Source organism: Pelagibacterium xiamenense (assembly GCF_021166475.1).
Taxonomy (GTDB): domain Bacteria; phylum Pseudomonadota; class Alphaproteobacteria; order Rhizobiales; family Devosiaceae; genus Pelagibacterium; species Pelagibacterium xiamenense.
In genome coordinates this window covers 112,031-130,136 of the sequence record NZ_JAJOYS010000002.1, presented here as the reverse complement: position 1 = coordinate 130,136, position 18,106 = coordinate 112,031, and the positions used below count along the sequence as shown (strand labels likewise).

Annotated in this window: 23 protein-coding genes and 1 tRNA gene; 14 read left to right on the top strand and 10 right to left on the bottom strand. The window is 64.0% G+C overall.

What is annotated here, in order from left to right:
* Positions 1–25: 25 nt before the first annotated feature.
* From rpe to LSG43_RS08595, 3 genes are all read right to left on the bottom strand, one after another.
* Positions 26–706, bottom strand: coding sequence for a ribulose-phosphate 3-epimerase (gene rpe / locus LSG43_RS08605; protein WP_231803123.1), 681 nt, complete (start codon positions 704–706; stop codon positions 26–28).
* A gap of 81 nt (positions 707–787) precedes the next feature.
* Positions 788–1,630 carry a DMT family transporter gene (locus tag LSG43_RS08600; protein WP_231803121.1) on the bottom strand — a complete coding sequence of 281 codons (843 nt, stop codon included), beginning with the start codon at positions 1,628–1,630 and terminating at the stop codon, positions 788–790.
* A 53-nt stretch (positions 1,631–1,683) separates the two neighbouring features.
* Positions 1,684–2,856 (bottom strand): MFS transporter, encoded by a 1,173-nt coding sequence (locus LSG43_RS08595; RefSeq protein WP_231803119.1) that lies wholly within the window; start codon positions 2,854–2,856, stop codon positions 1,684–1,686.
* A gap of 188 nt (positions 2,857–3,044) precedes the next feature.
* On the opposite strand from LSG43_RS08595, the gene LSG43_RS08590 reads away from it, so the two are divergent.
* A complete protein-coding gene (locus tag LSG43_RS08590) occupies positions 3,045–3,782 on the top strand; it encodes a cytochrome c biogenesis CcdA family protein (protein ID WP_231803117.1) in 738 nt (245 codons plus the stop codon).
* A gap of 238 nt (positions 3,783–4,020) precedes the next feature.
* Here the strand turns inward: LSG43_RS08590 and LSG43_RS08585 are convergent, their stop codons facing one another.
* The gene (locus LSG43_RS08585) at positions 4,021–4,695 is read right to left on the bottom strand and encodes a class I SAM-dependent methyltransferase (RefSeq protein WP_231803115.1); all 675 of its coding nucleotides are present in this window, start codon (positions 4,693–4,695) and stop codon (positions 4,021–4,023) included.
* A 204-nt stretch (positions 4,696–4,899) separates the two neighbouring features.
* On the opposite strand from LSG43_RS08585, the gene LSG43_RS08580 reads away from it, so the two are divergent.
* Positions 4,900–5,682 carry an alpha/beta fold hydrolase gene (locus LSG43_RS08580; protein ID WP_231803113.1) on the top strand — a complete coding sequence of 261 codons (783 nt, stop codon included), beginning with the start codon at positions 4,900–4,902 and terminating at the stop codon, positions 5,680–5,682.
* A 44-nt stretch (positions 5,683–5,726) separates the two neighbouring features.
* On the opposite strand, the gene radC is transcribed toward LSG43_RS08580, so the two are convergent.
* The 3 genes from radC to sfsA are packed head-to-tail and all read right to left on the bottom strand — an operon-like array spanning position 5,727 to position 8,006.
* Positions 5,727–6,437, bottom strand: a complete 711-nt coding sequence (gene radC, locus LSG43_RS08575; protein WP_231803111.1) for a RadC family protein — start codon at positions 6,435–6,437, stop codon at positions 5,727–5,729.
* Complete coding sequence (gene map, locus LSG43_RS08570) at positions 6,434–7,267, bottom strand: type I methionyl aminopeptidase (RefSeq protein WP_231803109.1); 834 nt, start codon at positions 7,265–7,267, stop codon at positions 6,434–6,436. The genes radC and map overlap by 4 nt, the downstream gene beginning before the upstream one ends.
* Before the next feature lie 28 nt (positions 7,268–7,295).
* Positions 7,296–8,006, bottom strand: a complete 711-nt coding sequence (sfsA, locus tag LSG43_RS08565) for a DNA/RNA nuclease SfsA (protein ID WP_231803107.1) — start codon at positions 8,004–8,006, stop codon at positions 7,296–7,298.
* 74 nt (positions 8,007–8,080) lie between these two features.
* Here sfsA and LSG43_RS08560 point away from each other — a divergent pair, with 74 nt between their 5' ends.
* From LSG43_RS08560 to LSG43_RS08530, 7 genes are all read left to right on the top strand, one after another.
* Positions 8,081–8,854 carry a competence/damage-inducible protein A gene (locus LSG43_RS08560; RefSeq protein ID WP_231803105.1) on the top strand — a complete coding sequence of 258 codons (774 nt, stop codon included), beginning with the start codon at positions 8,081–8,083 and terminating at the stop codon, positions 8,852–8,854.
* Positions 8,851–9,348 (top strand): xanthine phosphoribosyltransferase, encoded by a 498-nt coding sequence (gpt, locus tag LSG43_RS08555; RefSeq protein WP_231803103.1) that lies wholly within the window; start codon positions 8,851–8,853, stop codon positions 9,346–9,348. Before LSG43_RS08560 ends, gpt begins: the two co-directional genes overlap by 4 nt.
* Before the next feature lies 1 nt (position 9,349).
* On the top strand, positions 9,350–9,925 hold the full coding sequence (locus tag LSG43_RS08550; protein ID WP_231803101.1) for an ASCH domain-containing protein: 576 nt from the start codon (positions 9,350–9,352) through the stop codon (positions 9,923–9,925).
* A 91-nt stretch (positions 9,926–10,016) separates the two neighbouring features.
* Positions 10,017–10,928: a 5'-methylthioadenosine/S-adenosylhomocysteine nucleosidase gene (locus LSG43_RS08545; protein ID WP_231803099.1), complete on the top strand. Its 912-nt coding sequence runs from the start codon at positions 10,017–10,019 to the stop codon at positions 10,926–10,928.
* Positions 10,929–10,985: 57 nt separating this feature from the next.
* A tRNA-Leu gene (locus LSG43_RS08540) sits at positions 10,986–11,071 on the top strand.
* 102 nt (positions 11,072–11,173) lie between these two features.
* Positions 11,174–12,154 (top strand): NAD(P)-dependent alcohol dehydrogenase, encoded by a 981-nt coding sequence (locus tag LSG43_RS08535; RefSeq protein WP_231803097.1) that lies wholly within the window; start codon positions 11,174–11,176, stop codon positions 12,152–12,154.
* A gap of 5 nt (positions 12,155–12,159) precedes the next feature.
* Positions 12,160–13,125 (top strand): NAD(P)-dependent alcohol dehydrogenase, encoded by a 966-nt coding sequence (locus LSG43_RS08530; RefSeq protein WP_231803095.1) that lies wholly within the window; start codon positions 12,160–12,162, stop codon positions 13,123–13,125.
* 52 nt (positions 13,126–13,177) lie between these two features.
* Here LSG43_RS08530 and LSG43_RS08525 read toward each other — a convergent pair whose 3' ends face one another.
* Complete coding sequence (locus tag LSG43_RS08525; RefSeq protein WP_231803093.1) at positions 13,178–13,447, bottom strand: EF-hand domain-containing protein; 270 nt, start codon at positions 13,445–13,447, stop codon at positions 13,178–13,180.
* Positions 13,448–13,654: 207 nt separating this feature from the next.
* Positions 13,655–13,972, bottom strand: coding sequence for a hypothetical protein (locus LSG43_RS08520; RefSeq protein ID WP_231803091.1), 318 nt, complete (start codon positions 13,970–13,972; stop codon positions 13,655–13,657).
* Positions 13,973–14,184: 212 nt separating this feature from the next.
* On the opposite strand from LSG43_RS08520, the gene LSG43_RS08515 reads away from it, so the two are divergent.
* From LSG43_RS08515 to LSG43_RS08495, 5 genes are all read left to right on the top strand, one after another.
* Complete coding sequence (locus LSG43_RS08515; RefSeq protein ID WP_231803089.1) at positions 14,185–14,955, top strand: MerR family transcriptional regulator; 771 nt, start codon at positions 14,185–14,187, stop codon at positions 14,953–14,955.
* Positions 14,956–15,030: 75 nt separating this feature from the next.
* Positions 15,031–15,336 (top strand): antibiotic biosynthesis monooxygenase family protein, encoded by a 306-nt coding sequence (locus tag LSG43_RS08510; RefSeq protein WP_231803087.1) that lies wholly within the window; start codon positions 15,031–15,033, stop codon positions 15,334–15,336.
* A 115-nt stretch (positions 15,337–15,451) separates the two neighbouring features.
* Positions 15,452–16,138: a helix-turn-helix transcriptional regulator gene (locus tag LSG43_RS08505; RefSeq protein ID WP_231803085.1), complete on the top strand. Its 687-nt coding sequence runs from the start codon at positions 15,452–15,454 to the stop codon at positions 16,136–16,138.
* The gene (locus LSG43_RS08500; protein ID WP_231803083.1) at positions 16,119–16,373 is read left to right on the top strand and encodes a TfoX/Sxy family protein; all 255 of its coding nucleotides are present in this window, start codon (positions 16,119–16,121) and stop codon (positions 16,371–16,373) included. The genes LSG43_RS08505 and LSG43_RS08500 overlap by 20 nt, the downstream gene beginning before the upstream one ends.
* A 118-nt stretch (positions 16,374–16,491) precedes the next feature.
* Positions 16,492–17,364, top strand: a complete 873-nt coding sequence (locus LSG43_RS08495) for a TraB/GumN family protein (RefSeq protein ID WP_231803081.1) — start codon at positions 16,492–16,494, stop codon at positions 17,362–17,364.
* Here LSG43_RS08495 and LSG43_RS08490 read toward each other — a convergent pair.
* Positions 17,361–17,888 carry a gluconokinase gene (locus tag LSG43_RS08490; RefSeq protein WP_231803079.1) on the bottom strand — a complete coding sequence of 176 codons (528 nt, stop codon included), beginning with the start codon at positions 17,886–17,888 and terminating at the stop codon, positions 17,361–17,363. The two genes, LSG43_RS08495 and LSG43_RS08490, sit on opposite strands and share 4 nt — an antisense overlap.
* Positions 17,889–18,106 lie beyond the last annotated feature (218 nt).

Genomic DNA, 18,106 nt, shown 5'->3' with positions numbered 1-18,106 from the left:
CTCGTTGAGATTGTGATTCATGGCGTTAGCGCAGGGCTTTGAGTGCCGCCTCGCGTATGGCGGCAATGCGGGGAGCGTAGGTGGCGGGGTCGTTGCCCTTATAGACGGACGAGCCGGCGACGAAGGCGGTGACGCCCGCCGCGGCGAGGGCTTCGGCGTTGGAGGGATCGACGCCGCCGTCGACTTCGATCTCGATATCGCGGCCGCCGATCAGATCGCGCGCCTGGGCGGCCTTGGTGATCGCCTCGGGGATGAACGCCTGGCCGCCGAAGCCGGGGTTGACGCTCATGATGAGGACGATGTCGATCCGGTCAAGAACGTGCGCGATGGCTGAGACGGGGGTCGCGGGGTTGAGCGCGACGCCGGCCTTCTTGCCATGCGCCTTGATGGCCTGGAGGGTGCGGTCGAGGTGTGGGCCGGCCTCGGCATGGACGGTGATGGAATCCGCGCCGGCCTTGGCGAAGGCGTCGATATAGGGATCGGCGGGCGCGATCATGAGGTGGACATCGAGCGGCTTTCTGGTGACCGGGCGGATGGCTTCGACGATCAGCGGGCCGATGGTGATGTTGGGGACGAAGTGTCCGTCCATCACGTCGACATGAATCCAGTCGCAGCCGCCTTGGTCGACGGCGCGGACTTCCTCGCCCAATCGTGCGAAGTCGGCGGAGAGGATGGAGGGGGCGATCTTGATGGTGTTTTCGGGCATGGACCGGCTCGGGAGGTTATGCGGGTGTCATATTACGAGCCGCGCGGGAATCCCACCCCTCTTTGGGCGTAATTGTGCGGTCTAGCGGCGGTAGCGCGCGGCGGCGAGGGCGAGTGCGACGCCGCCCAGGATAGCGATGCTTGCGATAACGAGCCGCAGGGTAACGGGTTCGCCGATGAAGACGACGGCGCCGGCGGCGGCAATGGCGGGGACCGTGAGCTGCACGAATGCCGCCTGGCTGCGCGAAAGGGCAGGAAGCGCCGCGTACCAGATCGCGTAGCCGGCGCCGGAAGCGAGCGCGCCGGATGCAACGGCGTAGGCGAGGGCCGGCGCGGTTGGCATTTGTGTGGCGAGGCCCACGGCAATGAGGGCGAGCGCGGGCGGGGCGCAACGGACGAAATTGCCGGTGGTGTCGTCGAGCGGGGCCTTCGAGCTGCGGCCGATCAGGGAGTAGGCGGCCCAGCACAGGCCGGAGACCACCATCAGGGCCGCGCCGAGCGGGTCGGGGGCAGCGAGGCCGGGGGAAACGAGATAGACAAGCCCGCCGACGGCGACAGCGAAGCCGAGCCATTCAGGCCAGCCGGGGCGATCGCCCTTGATAATGGCCCAGGAGAGCATGCCGATCTGCACGCTGGCAAAGAGCACGAGTGCGCCCGGACCGGCGCCGAGCATCAGATAGGCGAGCGAGAAGGCGAGGGCATAGCCAAAGAGCGCGGCGGCGGCCGGCCAGCTGCCTTTGAAGAGGTTCGGTTTCGCGCCGGAGCGCATCGCGAGGATCAGCGCAAGGCAGATGGCGCCGGATGCGAGCCGGATGCCGGTATATTGCGGCGCGTCGATGCCGTTGCCGCCGAGCGCGAGGCGGGCAAGGATCGAATTGCCCGCAAACGCGATCATCGCCAGAGCGGTCAACAGTGCGATTCGCATTTTTTAAGGCGTCCCGTTTACCGGCGTAAGATAGCGGGTTTCGCCGCCGGGTGCTATTGCGCGGCGGTCGGCTGGGGCGTGGCCTGCGGGGCCGGGCGCGGGCGCAGCAGGCCGGTCAGCGCCATGCTCAGCGCCAGGACGGGCAGCAGCAGCATGAGGGCAATGCGAATGTCGAAGGCCTCCGCGGCGAAGCCGATGGCCGGCGGCCCGACGAGAAAACCCGTCAGCGCCGTAAAGGAGAGCAGCGCGACATTGCTCGCGGCGGAGCGTCCCGGCGCGTTGGCTGCTGCCGTGACGCCGAGCGGGAAACCGACGGACACGCCGATGCCCATGAAGCCGAAGCCGACGATCGCGGCCGTGCCGTTGGGCGCGAGAAACAGGAGCGCCGTGCCGAACAGGGCAAGCGCCGCGCAGCCGCGCGCAAGGACGACCGGGCCGAGCTTGCGGCGCAGCCCGTCGCCGGCGAAGCGGCCGGCAGCGACCATGGCGGCAAAGACCGAATAGCCAATGCCCGCGCTGCCGGGGCTGGCGGCGAAGATGTCACGCAGGTAGATCGCCGACCAATCGGCAACCGCGCCTTCGGTCGCCGTGATGCCGAAGGTGCACAGGCAGATGCCAGCGAGCAGGGGGGCCGGGATCGTGACGCGGTGATCGGCCTCCCCGGCTGCAGCCTCGGCGCTGGGCAGTGGCTTTGGAAGAGCGCGTGCGAGGACAAGCGAGGGGATAAAGAGCAGCGCCGCCAGCGCCGGGACCGCGATGTGCGGCGGGATTGCGAGCCCCGCCTGCACTGCGCCAATCAGGCTGCCGGTCATGATGCCGAGGCTCCAGAAGCCGTGGGCGGTGCTCATGATGAGTCTGCCGCCGGTCTTTTCGACCGAATCCGCTTCGACGTTGAGGCCCAGCTCGAGGATGCCCATCGCCATGCCCACCAGCATGAGTGCGCCGAACAGGCTCGGGGCGCTCCATGCCCAGACGGGCAGGCAGATGGCCATGAGGAACGCGGCATAACCCCAGAGGATGATCTTGCGGGCGCCGAAACGGTTGACCAGGCGTCCGCCGAAGGGCAGGGCGCTCAGGGTCCCGACGGCGAGGCCGATCAGTGCCATGGCGAGAGTCGCGTGATCGAGGCCGAGCTTTTCCTGGACCTGCGGAATGCGCGGCAACCACGCGCCCATGGTGATGGGTTGCAGGAAAAAGGCTGCCATGACAAGGCGATGCGAGGACACCAGGAGCTCCGCTCGTTTTGGGGTTTGCGGCGCGGAGGCGCGCTCGCGAACCGGTGAGCTTACGGCAATCGGGTCCGTTGGCAAGGTGGCGGCTCACGGTTGGCGCGATTCACAAAGAGGGGAGCGGCCTTTTGAGCCATTGCCTTGTGGCCGCGAGGCGGTATTGAGGGGCGAACCGAGGAGTTGCCATGTTCGGCTTTGAGCTGCCCGTCGTATTCGGCGCCGGTATCCTGAGTTTTCTTAGCCCGTGCGTGCTGCCGCTGGTGCCGCCCTATCTGAGTTATATGAGCGGGGCGTCGTTCGAGCGGTTGCAGGCGGACGGAACCGTGGGCGGGGCGCTCTATGGGCGGACGATCGTTACGGCGCTCGCGTTCGTTCTGGGATTTTCGCTCGTCTTCATCGCATTCGGCGCGACGGCGACGGTGTTCGGGCAGCTCTTGCGCCGGGCGTTGCCAGTGTTGATGCCGCTGGCGGGGATCGTCATCATCGTGATGGGACTTCATTTCCTGGGCGTCTTCCGGATTTCCGCGCTCTACCGGCAGTTCCGGATGGAAGGGCCGAAGATCGCGAGCGGGCCGGTGGGCGGGTTTCTGCTCGGGCTGGCGTTCGCCATCGGCTGGACGCCGTGTATCGGGCCGGTGCTCGCGGCGATCCTGACGGTTGCGGCGAGCCGGGAGACGGCGTGGGAAGGGGCGGCGCTCCTGGGCGTCTATTCAGCGGGGCTCGGTGTGCCGTTCGTGCTCGCGGCGCTGGCGATCGGGCCGTTTCTGTCGTTCTTTGAGGGGTTCCGGCGGCATCTGGGGACGGTCGAGAAAGCGATGGGGGCGTTTCTCGTGGCCGTGGGGCTCTTATTCCTCACCGGAAACTTCACCCGGATTTCCTACTGGTTCCTCGAGACCTTCCCGGCGCTCAGCCAGTTCGGCTGATTGCTCTTGCGCGACGGCGCGGTCTATCGCGGCCATGATCGCGCCGACCTGGTCTTTCAATGTTTCGGGATTGAGACGCGGTCCATCGGGAGAACCGCGAGCGCATCGCCGATGATGTCGAGCGACAGACCGAGGGTTTGCGCGGCCTTGATGACGCCGACCCGGCGGAGCATGGGGCGCGGATAACGCCTTTGCTCTTGCTTGTCGCGCTGATGATCCTGATGGGGCTGGGGCGTGTCTAGGCGTAGGCCACCCAGCCCCTGAAGCTCAGGCCCGCGTAAAATAGGCTGACGTCGGAGAACCCGGCCCCGCGCAGCATGGCTTCGTCTTCCTCGGGCGTGAGAGCGGACAGGCGCGTTGCGATGGCGTGCCTTGCGCTTTCGGCCTGGGCGGGGGCTACACCGGCGAACGCGACGTGACGGGCAATCCATCGCGAGCGCTCGGGTTCGGTCTGCGCGAAGCTGACATGGGCCACAACGAATGGCGCGCCGGGACGCAGGCGGCGGCGAATTTCCCGAAGGGTTTCAAGGCGCTCGCTGCGCGGAACGAAGTGGAGAGTCAAAAGGCACGCCGCCCCGTCGAACGGTCCTTCCGGCGCGGCGGTTATATAGCCCTCGATGAGCCGGATGCGCGCCAGGTGCGGGGCCGCCGTTTGTTTTGCGGCGTCGAGCATCTCCGCGGACGGATCGATGCCGTCGAACGTCCAGCCCGGATGCACGTCGGCGAGGGATCTAAGCTCCAGCCCGCCGCCCGCTCCCAGCACCATCACGCGCCCATTATCGGGCACGCGTTCGCCGAGCAGCATCGCTGTCATGCGATGCAGGCCTTCGAAACCGGGAACCTGCCGGGGCGGTCCCTCGGCGTAGGTTCTTGCATGATTGGCGTTGAATGCCGACTGGCCGCTTGCAGACATTTCTGCTCCGTGTCCCAATATTGTAACTTTATAAGTTACAATAATGTGCGAATGTCGAGGCGTCCAGTCCAACGCGATGGGGTGGAGGCCGTATCGACCGGCCCGGCGTCGCTATATGGACGGGGCAGCCGTCCGGGACTAAACTTCATGCACTAGGCCGTGACTTCCCATCATCAGCGCATCGCAAGTTTGTGAGGCTATGGCATGGACGTCGTCACTTCCCTGGATGGAACCAGGATCGCCTATCGGCGCAGTGGCAGTGGACCGCCTCTTGTGTTGGTCCATGGCTCGACGGCGGATCACACGCGCTGGGCGGGTATTTTGCCGGACCTCGAGCGCAATTTCACCGTCCTTGCGATGGACCGTCGGGGGCGCGGCGGGAGCGGGGATGCCGTCGCCTACGCCCTTGAGCGGGAATATGAGGACGTAGCCGCGGTCGTTCGCGCCGCTGGCCGCGACGTGAGCCTCATCGGCCATTCATTCGGCGCCTTGTGCGCGATGGAGGCTGCGCTTCGCGTGGACGATCTGAAGCGGCTCGTGCTTTACGAGCCCGTATTTCCGGTCGGAGGCAGGCCGCTCTATCCGCCCGACCTTCCCGCACGCCTCAAGGCGATTTTGGAGACCGGGGATCGCGATGCGATGCTGGTTGCGTTCTTCAAGGAAGCGGCCGGGACGCCGGATGCGCAAATCGAAGCACTTCGAAAAGATCCCTCATGGACCGGGCGCATTGCGGCCGCGCACACGGCGCTGCGCGAGCTCGCGGACGGGGATTACGTGTTTATACCCGAACGGTTTCGTGGCTTGTTGGTCGAGACGTTGTTGCTTGTGGGCGAAATCAGCCCCGCGGAACTCACTGCGCCGTCCCAGGCGCTCGAGAATGCATTGCCGCACAGCCGAATTGTGATTTTGGAAGGCCAGGGACATGTTGCGATGACCACGGCGCCAAAGCTCTTTCTGGATACCGTTCTGGATTTTCTGGGGTCTTAGACGGCCGACCGGAAACTCCCTGGGATCAAGCGCCCGATCGCCTCCTAAAACAGCTTCATGCCCCTTAGCGACGCGTGACCCGAACGGCCGATGATGATGTGGTCGTGGAGCGAGATGCCGAGCGGTTTGGCGATCTCGGCGATCTGGCGGGTCATCTGGATGTCCGCGGAGGAGGGAGCCGGGTCGCCCGAAGGGTGGTTGTGGACGAGAACCAGGGCGGTGGCGGAGAGTTCGAGCGAGCGCTTGATCACTTCGCGGGGGTAGACGGGTGTGTGGTCGACAGTGCCGGTCTGCTGCACCTCGTCGGCGATCAGGCGGTTTTTCTTGTCGAGGAAGAGGATCCGAAACTGCTCTTTGGTTTCGTAGGCCATCTGGGCCTTGCAGTAGTCGATCACTTCGCTCCAGGACGAGAGGATCGGCTTGTTCTGGATCGCGTCGCGACCGATGCGTTGGGCCGCCGCGAGGATGACCTTCAAATCGGTGATGGCCGTGGGGCCCAGTCCCTCGATTTCCTCGAGCAGATGCGGCGGGGCGCCGAGAGCTTCGGAGAAGGAGCCGAACCTTTCGAGCATCGCCTTGGCGATGGGCTTGGTGTCGCGGCGCGGCAGGAGGCGGAACAGAAGCAGTTCGAGAAGCTCGTAGTCCTGCAGACCCGCGCCCCCCACTGTCGCAAAGCGTTCGCGCAGGCGGTCGCGGTGGCCGTGATAGTGCGGCTGGCCTGCCGCGCTGTCGTCGAGCCCCCCGCCTTTGGTCATGAGGCGCGGGCTGCCAGAGGATTGAAGAGGCCGCGGGGGGACGCCGTGAAGATCTCCACACCGGTCTCGGTGATGCCGAGGGAGTGTTCGCACTGCGCCGAAAGCGTCCGGTCGCGGGTCACCGCGGTCCAGCCGTCGTTAAGGATTTTCACCTGCGGGCGCCCGAGGTTGATCATCGGCTCTATGGTGAAGATCATGCCGGGCTTGAGTTCCACGCCCGTACCCGGGTTGCCGAAATGCAGGATGTTGGGCTCATCGTGGAAGAGCCGTCCAAGCCCGTGGCCGACGAAATCGCGCACGACGGAGGTGCGCTCGGCCTCGGCATAACGCTGGATGGCGGCACCGATATCCCCGGTGGTGTTGCCGGGCTTTGCGGCCGCGATGCCACGCTCGAGGCTGTCATAGGTGACGTTGATCAGCCGCTCGGCTTTACGCGAAATGGCGCCCACGGGATACATGCGACTCGAATCGCCGTGCCAGCCGTCGACGATCAGCGTCACGTCGATATTGACGATGTCGCCTTCGCGCAGGGGGCGGTCCGAGGGCATGCCGTGGCAGACGACATGGTTGATCGACGTGCAGATCGAATAGCGATAGCCGCGATAGTTGAGCGTCGCCGGAATGGCGCCGTTGTCGCGGGCGAATTCGAGTACGAATTTGTCGAGTTTTGCGGTCGGGACGCCGGGCTCGACCATGGGGACCAGAAGGTCGAGCACTTCCGCGGTCAGCGCGCCTGCCTTGCGCATGCCGGCGAAGCCTTCCTCGCCGTGCAGCGGGATGACGCCCGGCATGCGTTTTCTCTTCGCGGTGGCTTCGACATAGGTGGTCATCGGGCAACTCCGGACGCGTCGGTAAAGGTTAGCTTTCCCGCCGCGCAAAGGGAAGAGGCTCGGCGAGCGTAATCGCCTCGCGGGTGATCGCGGTGGTGTAGCACAGCGCCTCGACGCCAGCCGCGCGCGCCGCGTCGAAGGCCGCGGCGTAGGAGGGGTCGATATCGTGCGCGAGGTCAAATGTGGTGCAATCGGTGCGCTGGACAAGATAGAGCATGACCGCGCGGTGCCCCTCGCGCACCATTTTTGCGAGATCGGCGAGGTGCCGCGCGCCGCGGGCCGTCACGGCGTCGGGGAATTCGGCCAACCCGGCCTCTCGCACGAGATGGACGTTCTTGACCTCAAGATAGCAGTCGGCCAGCCCATCGCCGGTGAGGAGGAAATCGACGCGGCTCTTTTCGCCGTATTTCACCTCCGGGCGGATGGTTTCGTAGTGCGCGAGCGGCGCGATGGCCTTCGCCTTGAGCGCTTCAGCGACGATGCGGTTGGGGTGCGCGGTGTTAATGCCGACCGGGCCGGAGGGGAGGTCGACGAGTTCGAGCGAATAGGCAAGCTTGCGCTTGGGATCATCGGATTTCGAGAGCCAGACGGGCAGCCCTGGCATGTTGAGCCCGATCATGCCGCCGGGATTGGCGCAGTGGGCGGTGACGCATTCGCCGGATTCGAGCTTGATGTCGGCAAGGAACCGCTTGTAGCGCTTGATGAGCGTGCCGGGGACGAGCGGGCTGGAAAAGTGCATATCCGGTCAGTGTCGCTTGATTTTTCGAGGCGGGCCGGGCATCCATGGCCTCTTCTCAAAAAGCGGTCAACCCGATGAGCGACAACATAGTCACGGCAGCGCTTCTGGTGATCGGCGACGAAATCCTTTCGGGCCGCACCAAGGACGTCAATATCAACACCACGGCGGTGTTCTGCACCGATCTGGGGATCGAACTGGCCGAAGTCCGCGTGGTGCCGGACGTGATCGAGACGATCGCGGAGGCGATCAATGCGCTCCGGGCCCGGTATACCTATGTCTTCACAACCGGCGGCATCGGGCCGACCCATGACGACATCACCGCGGATGCGGTCGCGCACGCGTTCGGGGTGGATCTGCCGATCAACGCCGAGGCGCGGGCGATGCTCGAGGCGCGGTGGAAGGAGACGGGGACCGAGGTAACCGCCGCGCGGCTCAGGATGGCGCGGATTCCCGAGGGCGCGGACTTGATCGTCAACGCGGTCTCGGCGGCGCCGGGGTTCCGGATCGGCAATGTGCACGTGATGGCCGGGGTGCCGGTGATCATGAAGGCCATGCTTGAAGCGATCGCGCCGACGCTCGAGGGCGGACGCAAGGTCGAGAGCCGGTCGGTGCCCGCGGGGGTCGGCGAAGGGGCTCTGGGCGATCCGCTGGGGAAGATCCAGGAGCGGTATCCGGAGGTGAAGATCGGGTCTTATCCCCAGATGGGGCAGACCCCGGTCATGACCTATCTCGTTTTGCGCAGCCACGACATTGAGCGGCTCGACATGGCTACTGCCGAAGTGCAGGCGCTGGTCGACCGTATTCACGCCGAAAAGAACATTATCCTGTCCGAGGAAAAATCAGCATGAACCCACCGCCCAACAAGTCGTTTCCCGTTTCGTGGGATCAGTTCCATCGCGATTCCCGGGCGCTCGCCTGGCGGCTGACGAGCGAAGGTCCGTTCCACGCCATCGTCGCGATCACGCGCGGCGGGCTGGTGCCCGCGGCGATCATCGCGCGCGAACTCAACATCCGGGTCATCGAATGCGTGTCGGTCAAATCCTACGACCACCAGAACCAGGGCAACATCCAGGTTCTCAAGGCGATCAATGCCGACCTTCTGGCCGCCGATGCGCAGGAAAAGAAGATCCTCATCATCGACGATCTCGTCGACACCGGTGCGACGGCCCGCGCCGTGCGCGAAATGATCCCGCACGCGCATTTCGCCACCGTCTACGCCAAGCCCAAGGGGCGGGAAATGGTGGATACGTTCATCACCGAGGTGAGCCAGGATACGTGGATTTTCTTCCCGTGGGATCTGGATTTCACCTACGCCGCGCCGATTGCCGGCGGCACGGACTGACATGCTCATCAAGCGCGAGGTGCTCGACAAGATCAAGTCGGGCGAGATCTCGTTGCAGTTTCGGCGCTGGCGGCGGCGGACGGTCAAGGCGGGAGGGACGCTCAAGACTGCGGTCGGCGTGCTCCAGATCGGCGAGATCACACCGATTGCCGCAGATGACGTCACCGAGGCGGATGCCAGGCGCGCCGGGTTTTCGAGCGTTGCCGAATTCCACATCTGGCTCGATACGATGAAGCCGGGGGAACTCGACCGGATCGAGGTGAGCTACAAGGGCGAGGACCCGCGCGTTGCGCTACGGGACAGCACCGCGCTGTCCGATGCCGATGTCGCCGGGTTGCGCGCTGCGCTCGAGAAGATCGATGCGGGTGCGAAGACCGGTTGGAGCGCGGAGGTCTTGCGGCTCATCGCGGACAATGAAGGTGTTCTTGCCGAAACGCTTGCCCTCTGGACGGGCGAGGACAAGGCGGTGTTCAAGACCCGGGTGCGCAAGCTCAAGGAGCTGGGGCTCACTGAAAGCCTGGAGACCGGCTACCGGATCTCCCCGCGCGGCAAGGCGCTTCTGGCCAGGCTGGGGTAAGCCGCGTCGGGATGGGTGCTATGCATCCGGCGCAGTTGTCATGGCGCTCGAAACCCGGAACTCTGAGCCTCCAAATTTGAGGAGGCATTCCATGCGCATACTGTCCACATTTGCTGCGGCGCTGCTGATGAGCGCGCCCGTTGCCGCTTTCGCCCAGGAGCTTGCACCGATCGAGGATACACCGCGGATTGCGGTTATGTCGGCCTTCACGCCCGAGTGGATTGCGCTGCAGGAGGCGCTCGAAGGCCGCGAGGATTACGAGATCAACGGCACGACATTTGTCACCGGGACAATCGAGGGCAAAGAGGTCGTCTTGTTCCTTTCGGGGATCAGCATGGTCAATGCCGCAATGACCACGCAGATGGCGCTCGACCACTTCAACGTCGAGAGCATTGTCTTTTCGGGGATCGCGGGCGGCGTTGACCCCGAGCTCAACCTCGGCGACGTCGTTGTGGCGGACCAGTGGGGGCAGTATCTCGAGGCGGTGTTCGCGCGCGAGGTCGACGGGACTTACGCGCCGCCGCCCTTTATCCCCACGAGCCTTCCCAATTACGGCATGATCTTTCCCCGCGAGGTCGACGTTGCAATCGCGGGCGGTGAGATCGAGCAGCGGTTCTGGTTCCCCGTCGATCCCGACCTGCTTGAGACCGCACGCCAGGTCGCCGCTGAAATCGACCTCCTCGAATGCGTCGGGGAGAATGCCTGTCTGAGCGCAGAGCCCGCCGTTATTGTCGGTGGCAACGGCGTTTCAGGGCAGGCCTTCGTCGATAATGCCGATTTCCGCGAGTACGTGTTCGGCACGTTCGAGGCGAAAGTGCTGGACATGGAATCCGCGGCCGTGGCGCACGTTGCCTACACGAATGAGGTGCCGTTCATCGCATTCCGTTCCCTTTCGGATCTTGCCGGGGGCGGGGAAGGCGAAAACGAAATGGGGACGTTCATGGGATTGGCGTCGGACAATTCTTCGGCTGTCGTCATCGCATTCCTCGCGGCACTGCCCTGAGCGGTGCGGTTCTGCCCTTTCATTTCCCCTTGCACCGCGCTAGAGGGTTACGGCCTCGCGGGCGTGGTGGAATGGTAGACACACAGGACTTAAAATCCTGAGAGGGTATCCTCGTGCGGGTTCAAGTCCCGCCGCCCGCACCACCCTTCTCCGATACGACGGCGGTGGGTATCCCAGGTTGCCCCGGGCGTCATGCCGATCTAGTTAGGTGGGACTGGCGGCTTGCCGCTGAGGGGGATGCGCTTATGAAAGCTGTGGTTTGCGAGCGGTACGGACCGCCCGAGGTTCTCAAATATACCGACGTGCCCGAACCTACGCCCAAGGACGATGAAATCCTCGTCAAAATGCGCGCGGCGAGCGTGACGCTGGGCGATTGCGAGGTGCGAGCCTCAAGGGTTGCCGGATGGGTCATCGTTCCCCTGCGTCTGGCTTTGGGCGTGATGAAGCCCCGCCAGCCGATACTGGGCACCGAGATGGCCGGCGATGTCGTGGCGGTGGGGGCCAATGTCCGCAACTTTGCGGTGGGTGACAGGATTTTCGGCAGTACCAGCTTCGGAATGGGCGCATACGCGCAGTTCAAGGCCGTTTCCAAATCCGCGCCGATTACCGGCATTCCCGAAGGCGTGGATTACGCCACGGTGGTCGGCATCCCTACCGGCGGGCTCAACGGGTTGCATTTTGTGCGCAAATGCGAGGTCAAGCCGGGCGAAAGCGTGCTCATCAACGGCGCGGGCGGGAGCATCGGCAGCTTTGCCGTGCAACTGGCCAAGCAGCGCGGGGCCGAGGTGACCGCCGTCGACCGCGGCGACAAACTCGAGATGCTCAAAGGGCTCGGCGCGGATCACGTCATCGATTATCAGACCGAGGATTTCACGGCGTCGGGCAAACACTACGACGTCATCATCGACGTCGTGGGCAAGATCAGGTTCGGTCCGACGTTCGAGGCGCTTAACGAGGGCGGGCGGCTGTTTCTGGGGAACCCTTACGTTCCGCACATGATCCAGGCTCTCACGGCCAAGCGGCATCCGAACAAGAAGGTGCTGTTCCAGCTCGCCGGGGAATCGATCGACGATCTCGACTATCTCAAGGCTTTGGTGGCCTCCGGCGCCATCAAAATGTCGATCGACCGGCATTTCCCGCTTTCGGATATCGCCGCCGCGCATCGGTATGTCGAGGCCGGGCACAAAAAGGGCATCGTCGTCATCGATATTCCGCAAGAGGACTGACCGGCATGCGCGCGGTCACCTATGAGCGCTATGGCGGGCCGGATGACCTGACAATTTCGGAAGTGGCAAAGCCGGCTCCACGTAATGATGAGGTTCTGGTCCGGGTTCACGCGGCTTCGATCAATTCGTGGGACTGGGACATGCTGGTCGGAAGTGCGCTGGGGCGGATCGGCGGGCCGATCCGGCCGCCTCACCGCATCCTTGGCGCCGATATCGCCGGCATCGTCGAGGCGGTAGGCAGGGACGTGACGCGGTTTGTGCCGGGCGACGCCGTCATGGGAGATATTTCCGAGAGCGGCTGGGGCGGGCTTGCGGAATATACCTGCGCGCGGGAGATCTTTTTGACGCGCAAACCCGATGCGTTGAGCTTTGAAGCGGCGGCGGCGATCCCGCAGGCCGGGTCGCTGGCTCTGCAGGGTTTGTGGGGCAAGCCGCAGGCGGGCAGGTGCAAACGCGTGCTGGTTGTCGGCGCGGGAGGCGGCATGGGGTCGTTCGCCGTCCAACTTGCCAAGCTCCAGGGCGCCGAGGTGACCGGCGTCGACCGAGGGGAGAAGCTCGCGTTCATGCGCTCGCTCGGGGCCGACCGCGCCATCGACTATCAGCGCGAGGATTTTGCCAAGGCCGGCGTTTCTTTCGATTTCATATTGGACGCGGTGGCGCACCGTTCGGTCTTTGCCTATGCCAGAGCGCTCAATCCGGGCGGTGAGCTTTCGGTGGTCGGCGGGACGATCCCGGCACTGCTTCAGGCGGGGTTGCTGGGTCCGCTTATTTCGAAACGGAGCGGAAAAACGCTCGGCGTTCTGATGTGGCGGCCGCGGGCGGAGGATTTCGCAACGCTTGCGGATTTGGCGGCAGAGGGCGAGATCACGCCCGCGGTCGAGCGGGTCTATGCGCTTAAGGATACGGCGGCTGCGTTCAGCCATCTGGGCGCGGGCCGCGCGAAGGGCAAACTCGTCATCCGGATCGGCTAGAAAAGCGGCCGTCCCGCGGGAGCGGTTGCGGGACGGCCAGGCGCGAGTGGCCTTACTGAGGCGATGTCGTCGTGTCGGCCCCGCCGGAGGGCGGCGTCACCAGCGTCGCGAACTCGTCCTCGGACAGCCCGCCGCTGCCGTCCACGTCGAGTACACTGAAGTCCTCTTCAACGATATTGGGCAAGGCTGCCTGAAGCTCTTCAAAGGAGATTTCGCCATTCATGTCCGCATCGAGCGATGCGAAGTCGACGCCCTGGGCGACGGCGCTACCGGCGAAAGCGAGGCCAAGGAGGGTGGTTGCAGAAAGAAGGGTGGCCTTCATGGGAGTGGCTCCATTGTTTCCGTTTTTCGTTTCGGCGCGAAAGAGTTCGTGCCAGCGGCCCGCTGATCGCGAAACCGTGAGGTGATCGTGATCGGGCGAGATGGCGCCGGCGCGACGGTCAAGGGGCGAGGCGAGGGAGATTTATGGGAAATTACGTGGCAGCCCGAGCGATTCGGGCTGCAAAATGACGTTTTTTGGAACGTATCGTCAGGCGGCCGACGCGGTGGGCGCGGTTTCGGCCTTCGTGTTGCGCGTAAACATTTGGAGTTCACACAGCGGCTGCTGGAGCATTTCGCACAGCATGCTCAGCCCCCGCGTCCAGATCGCAAGCTTCACGGGATCTTCAGGCGGCCCGCCGGCGCGCGCGTGGCTGACAATGGTCGCGGCTTCGGCTACCGGCAGCGCCATGACGTTGTAATAAAGTGTGAGCGCGTCGGCGTGGGGATTGGACGCCGTCTCGACCTTCTGCTCGTTGAAGGCCCAGGTCAAAAGCATCGCCAATTCACTCCGGCTCAAAGCCCGCATCGCTTGTTCCTCCGCTGCTGCAGCCCAACGGTAGGGGGTGTGCCGGAACTTAGGGTAAATACGGAAGGGGTGCGTCGGAACAATCGGTGCATAGGCTCAACACCCCATTTGCGCGGCGCATAAAAATTTATCGATCGGCAGTGCTTGACCCTTACGTGGCGTGAGGGACTATCCGGAGATCCTTGCGGAATGCGCGGGTACGGGAGACGGCGATGCATACGGTCAAGCAGGTGGCACAGATGGCGGGCGTGTCGGTCCGCACGCTGCACCATTATGACGCGATCGGCCTTCTCTCGCCCGCGCATGTCGGCACGAACGGTTACCGCTACTACGGGCGGGACGAGCTCTTGCGGCTGCAGCAAATCCTGATTCATCGTGAGCTCGGGATTCCTCTGGCCGAGATCGGGGCGATTCTCGACGATCCGGGCTTCGATCGGCTCGACGCGCTTGTGCACCAGCGGGCCCGCATCGCCCAACAGGCGGACCGTTATGCCGAAATGTTAAGGACGATCGACCGCACGATCGCCGAACTCAAAGGAGATCGCGGTATGAAAGATGAAGACCTCTATTCGGGCATTGTGGACCCGAGAAAACAGGCCGAGTACGAGGATTGGCTCGCTAAGCGATATGGTCCCGGGGTTGCCCGGCAGATCGAGGAGTCGAAAGCCCGCGCCGGGGCTCTGCCGGAAGCCGAGATGGCTGCTGCCATGGACGAACTCAAGGCCGTCGAACAGGGCCTTGCGCAGGCCATGAAGGACGGCACCGCGCCGGAGGGTGGTGCGAACGACGCACTGCTCGAGCGGCACCGTGCCTGGGTTTCCAGGATGTGGGACCGGCCATGCCCGGCGGAAGCCTATGCCGGGCTGGCGGATATGTACCTTGCCCACCCGGATTTCGTCGCTCGGTATGAAGCCATTGCCGAAGGATTTGCCGAATACCTCGCCAAGGCGATGAAAGCCTATGCCGGGCGGCTCGATGGATAAACACTCCTGACAGAATGCTGTCAGTTGGGTAAGGTTAGAACGCTCCTCGTCTACAGCAATGAGGAGCGTTCTTTTATGAACCCGGAAGTTCTTGAAGTGGTCACTTTCACCCTTAAGCCGGGTGCCGACGAGGCGAAATTTCTCGCCGACAACGGCGCGGTCGAGCGGTTCTGCAAGGCACAGCCCGGCTTTATCTCGCGGCGGCTGACGCGCGACGCGGACGGCGGATGGATCGACGTGGTCGAATGGACCGATATGAGGGCCGCCGAGGCCGCGGCGAACGCGATTGGCGACGCCGAGGGGATCGGACCGTGCTTTGCGGCGATCGACATGGACACCGTCGTGATGCGGCATCTCGACATCAAGGTGCGCCACGAATGAACCTATCCAATCGAATTGAGCGGGTTCATTCTCCTTTTCCCCCGCGTGGCCTTGTGATCTTCGTCCAAATCACCGGGCTGTCGCCCGATAATTTGAACGAAGCGGGACACTAGCCATGCGCCGGGCCGACCGCCTTTTCGAGCTTTTGCAGCTCCTGAGGGGCGGTCGGCTGCGCACGGCCGAGCAATTGGCGGACGCGCTGGAGGTGTCGTCGCGCACTGTTTATCGGGACATTGCGGACTTGCAGGCGCAGGGCGTCCCTATCGATGGAGAGCGGGGCGTCGGCTATCTGTTGCGCGACGAGTATTTTCTGCCGCCTTTGGCGCTGACGCCGCTTGAATTCGAGGCGCTCGATCTCGGTGTGCGCATGGTGCGGGCCAATGCGGATGCAGCGCTGGCGGGTGCGGCTGACGAGCTTCTGGTCAAGATCGGGGCGGTGGCCAAGGGCGCCATCGCGCTGGGCGGCATGAGCGTCTTCGCCACGGCGAACAGCCGGGAAGCGCGTGTGGTGCTGGCCCGGCTGCGCGCTGCGGTTACGGGCCGGCACCGGCTTGCCGTCGCGTATGAGGATGCGGGTGGCGCGAAGACGCGCCGGGTCGTGCGGCCATTGGGGCTCGAATTCTGGGGGCACGTCTGGACCTTGACGGCGTGGTGTGAATTGCGCGCGGATTTCCGCGTGTTCCGGTGCGACCGGATCATCGAGGCGGAACCCGGTGCGCCGTTCCGTGAGGAGCAGGGCAAAACGCTCGAGGATTTCGTGGCGCAGATGGAAGCGATGAAGCATGGCACAGGCGCTCTCTGAATTGCGCAATCTCGGGCCGGTGACGCAGGCCATGCTGATCGAGGCGGGAATCGCGGATGCCGATGCGCTGCGGGCCGTCGGCGCGGCCGTTGCGTATCGGCGGCTCAAGTTCGTTTTTGGCAAGCGGGTTTCGCTCAATGCGCTTTATGCGATGGATGCAGCGCTTTCTGGGTGCGATTGGCGGGAGGTCCCGGAGGACCGCAAGGCGGCGTTGCGGGCCGAAGCCGGCGGCTGATTGGCGCCCTTGCATCGGCATTCGCCGTCATTGACACATCACGCTTGCGTGCCACGTACGGGCACCCCTTTCGTGATGCGGCCGATTGCTCCAGTATCGAGGCAACAGGAGTGCGGTAATGTTGAGTAAATCTGCGATTCTGGCGCGCATCGTGGCGTCGGCGGGCTTGCTGGTGGCAGGACCTGTCGCCGCAGCCCCGCCGATCTGGGTGGTCGAGGACGCCAATTCCACCGTCTACATGATGGGCACCATTCATCTGATGCGCGAGGGCGGCGCATGGCGCACCAAGGCTTTTGAGGAAGCGTTTGCGCAGGCCGACGAAGTCTGGCTCGAAATTCTCGGCGCCGGCAACGCGGCGGAACTGGGCCCGATGGTGATGCGGCACGGCATGTCGCCGGACGAACCGCTGTCCGACATCCTGTCGGACGACGATCTGGCCTTGCTTGAAGCTGCGCTCGAACCCTACGGCATTCCACTCGAAAGCATGGATGGAATGCGGCCCTGGTTTGCGGCGATACAATTGGCAACCCTGCCACTGCTTGAAGCAGGGTTCGATCCGGCGATGAGCCTCGACCTCATGATCGAGGGTGAGGCGCAGAATGCGGGAAAGCGGCTGAGGGCGTTCGAAACGGCCGAGGAGCAGATATCGATGCTCGCCGGGCTAAGCGAAGACGAGCAGATCGAGATGCTGCGCCAGACCCTGATCGAATTCGAGCGTGCCGGCGATACGCTCGTCACGCAGGTCGAAGCCTGGATCGACGGGGACCTTGCAGCACTCGAGGACGCGATTGCGGAGGCTTATGCGATCGCGCCTGAATTCCATGAGGCGCTTTTCCTCGAGCGTAATGTCGCCTTTGTCGATGACATCGAAGAGATTCTGGCAGGCGAGGGGACGGTGCTGATTGCGGTGGGGCTTGGGCATTTTGTCGGCGAAGGCTCAATCCCGGACCTGCTCGAAGAGCGGGGATTTACAGTCGACGTCCTGGATTAACCTATCGATTTGGCGATTTTTTCGACGATTTCGGCGAGCTCCATCTCCACATCCATCGTCAGGGCGCACTCGTCTGCCTGGAAAGGTTCGAGCGTTGCGAACTGGCTGTCGAGCAGCGCGGCGGGCATGAAATGGCCCGGCCGGTCAGCCTGACGCCTGGCAATGGTGGACTTGTCGCCGTTCAGCAGAACGAAGCAAATGGCCTCTCCGGCCTTCTGCCTGAGGAAAGCGCGATAGGCGTATCGCAGAGACGAGCAGGCGCATACGACCCGACCGTTCTGATCGGCGGCGTTGACCATGGCCTGGGCAACGCGTTCGAGCCAGGGCCAACGGTCTTCATCGGCAAGCGGTTTGCCGCCGCGCATTTTTTCGACGTTGGCCTTTGGATGCAGGTGGTCGGCATCGATGAAAGAAACGCCGATTTTATCGGCCAGTGCTGACCCCACAGTGGATTTTCCCGCGCCCGAAACGCCCATCACGACGATGAGACGGACGGCCTCCAGGGCCGAATCGGTTGCGGGCATGGCGTCGTCCCCCTACATGAATGTACACGATTACATATTGCGCCTGTCTGCCACGCCGGCGGCGGGTGCGCAATCACCCGGGCGGGGTAGGGCATTGGCGATGTTTCTGAGATCAAGCCACTTTTCGCTTTATCGCGCCGGGACTTTGTGGTGGCATGCGCCCGCTTCGGTTGGGCGCGACCGGCACTTTCTGGGAAGATCACGAACTATAATATTCG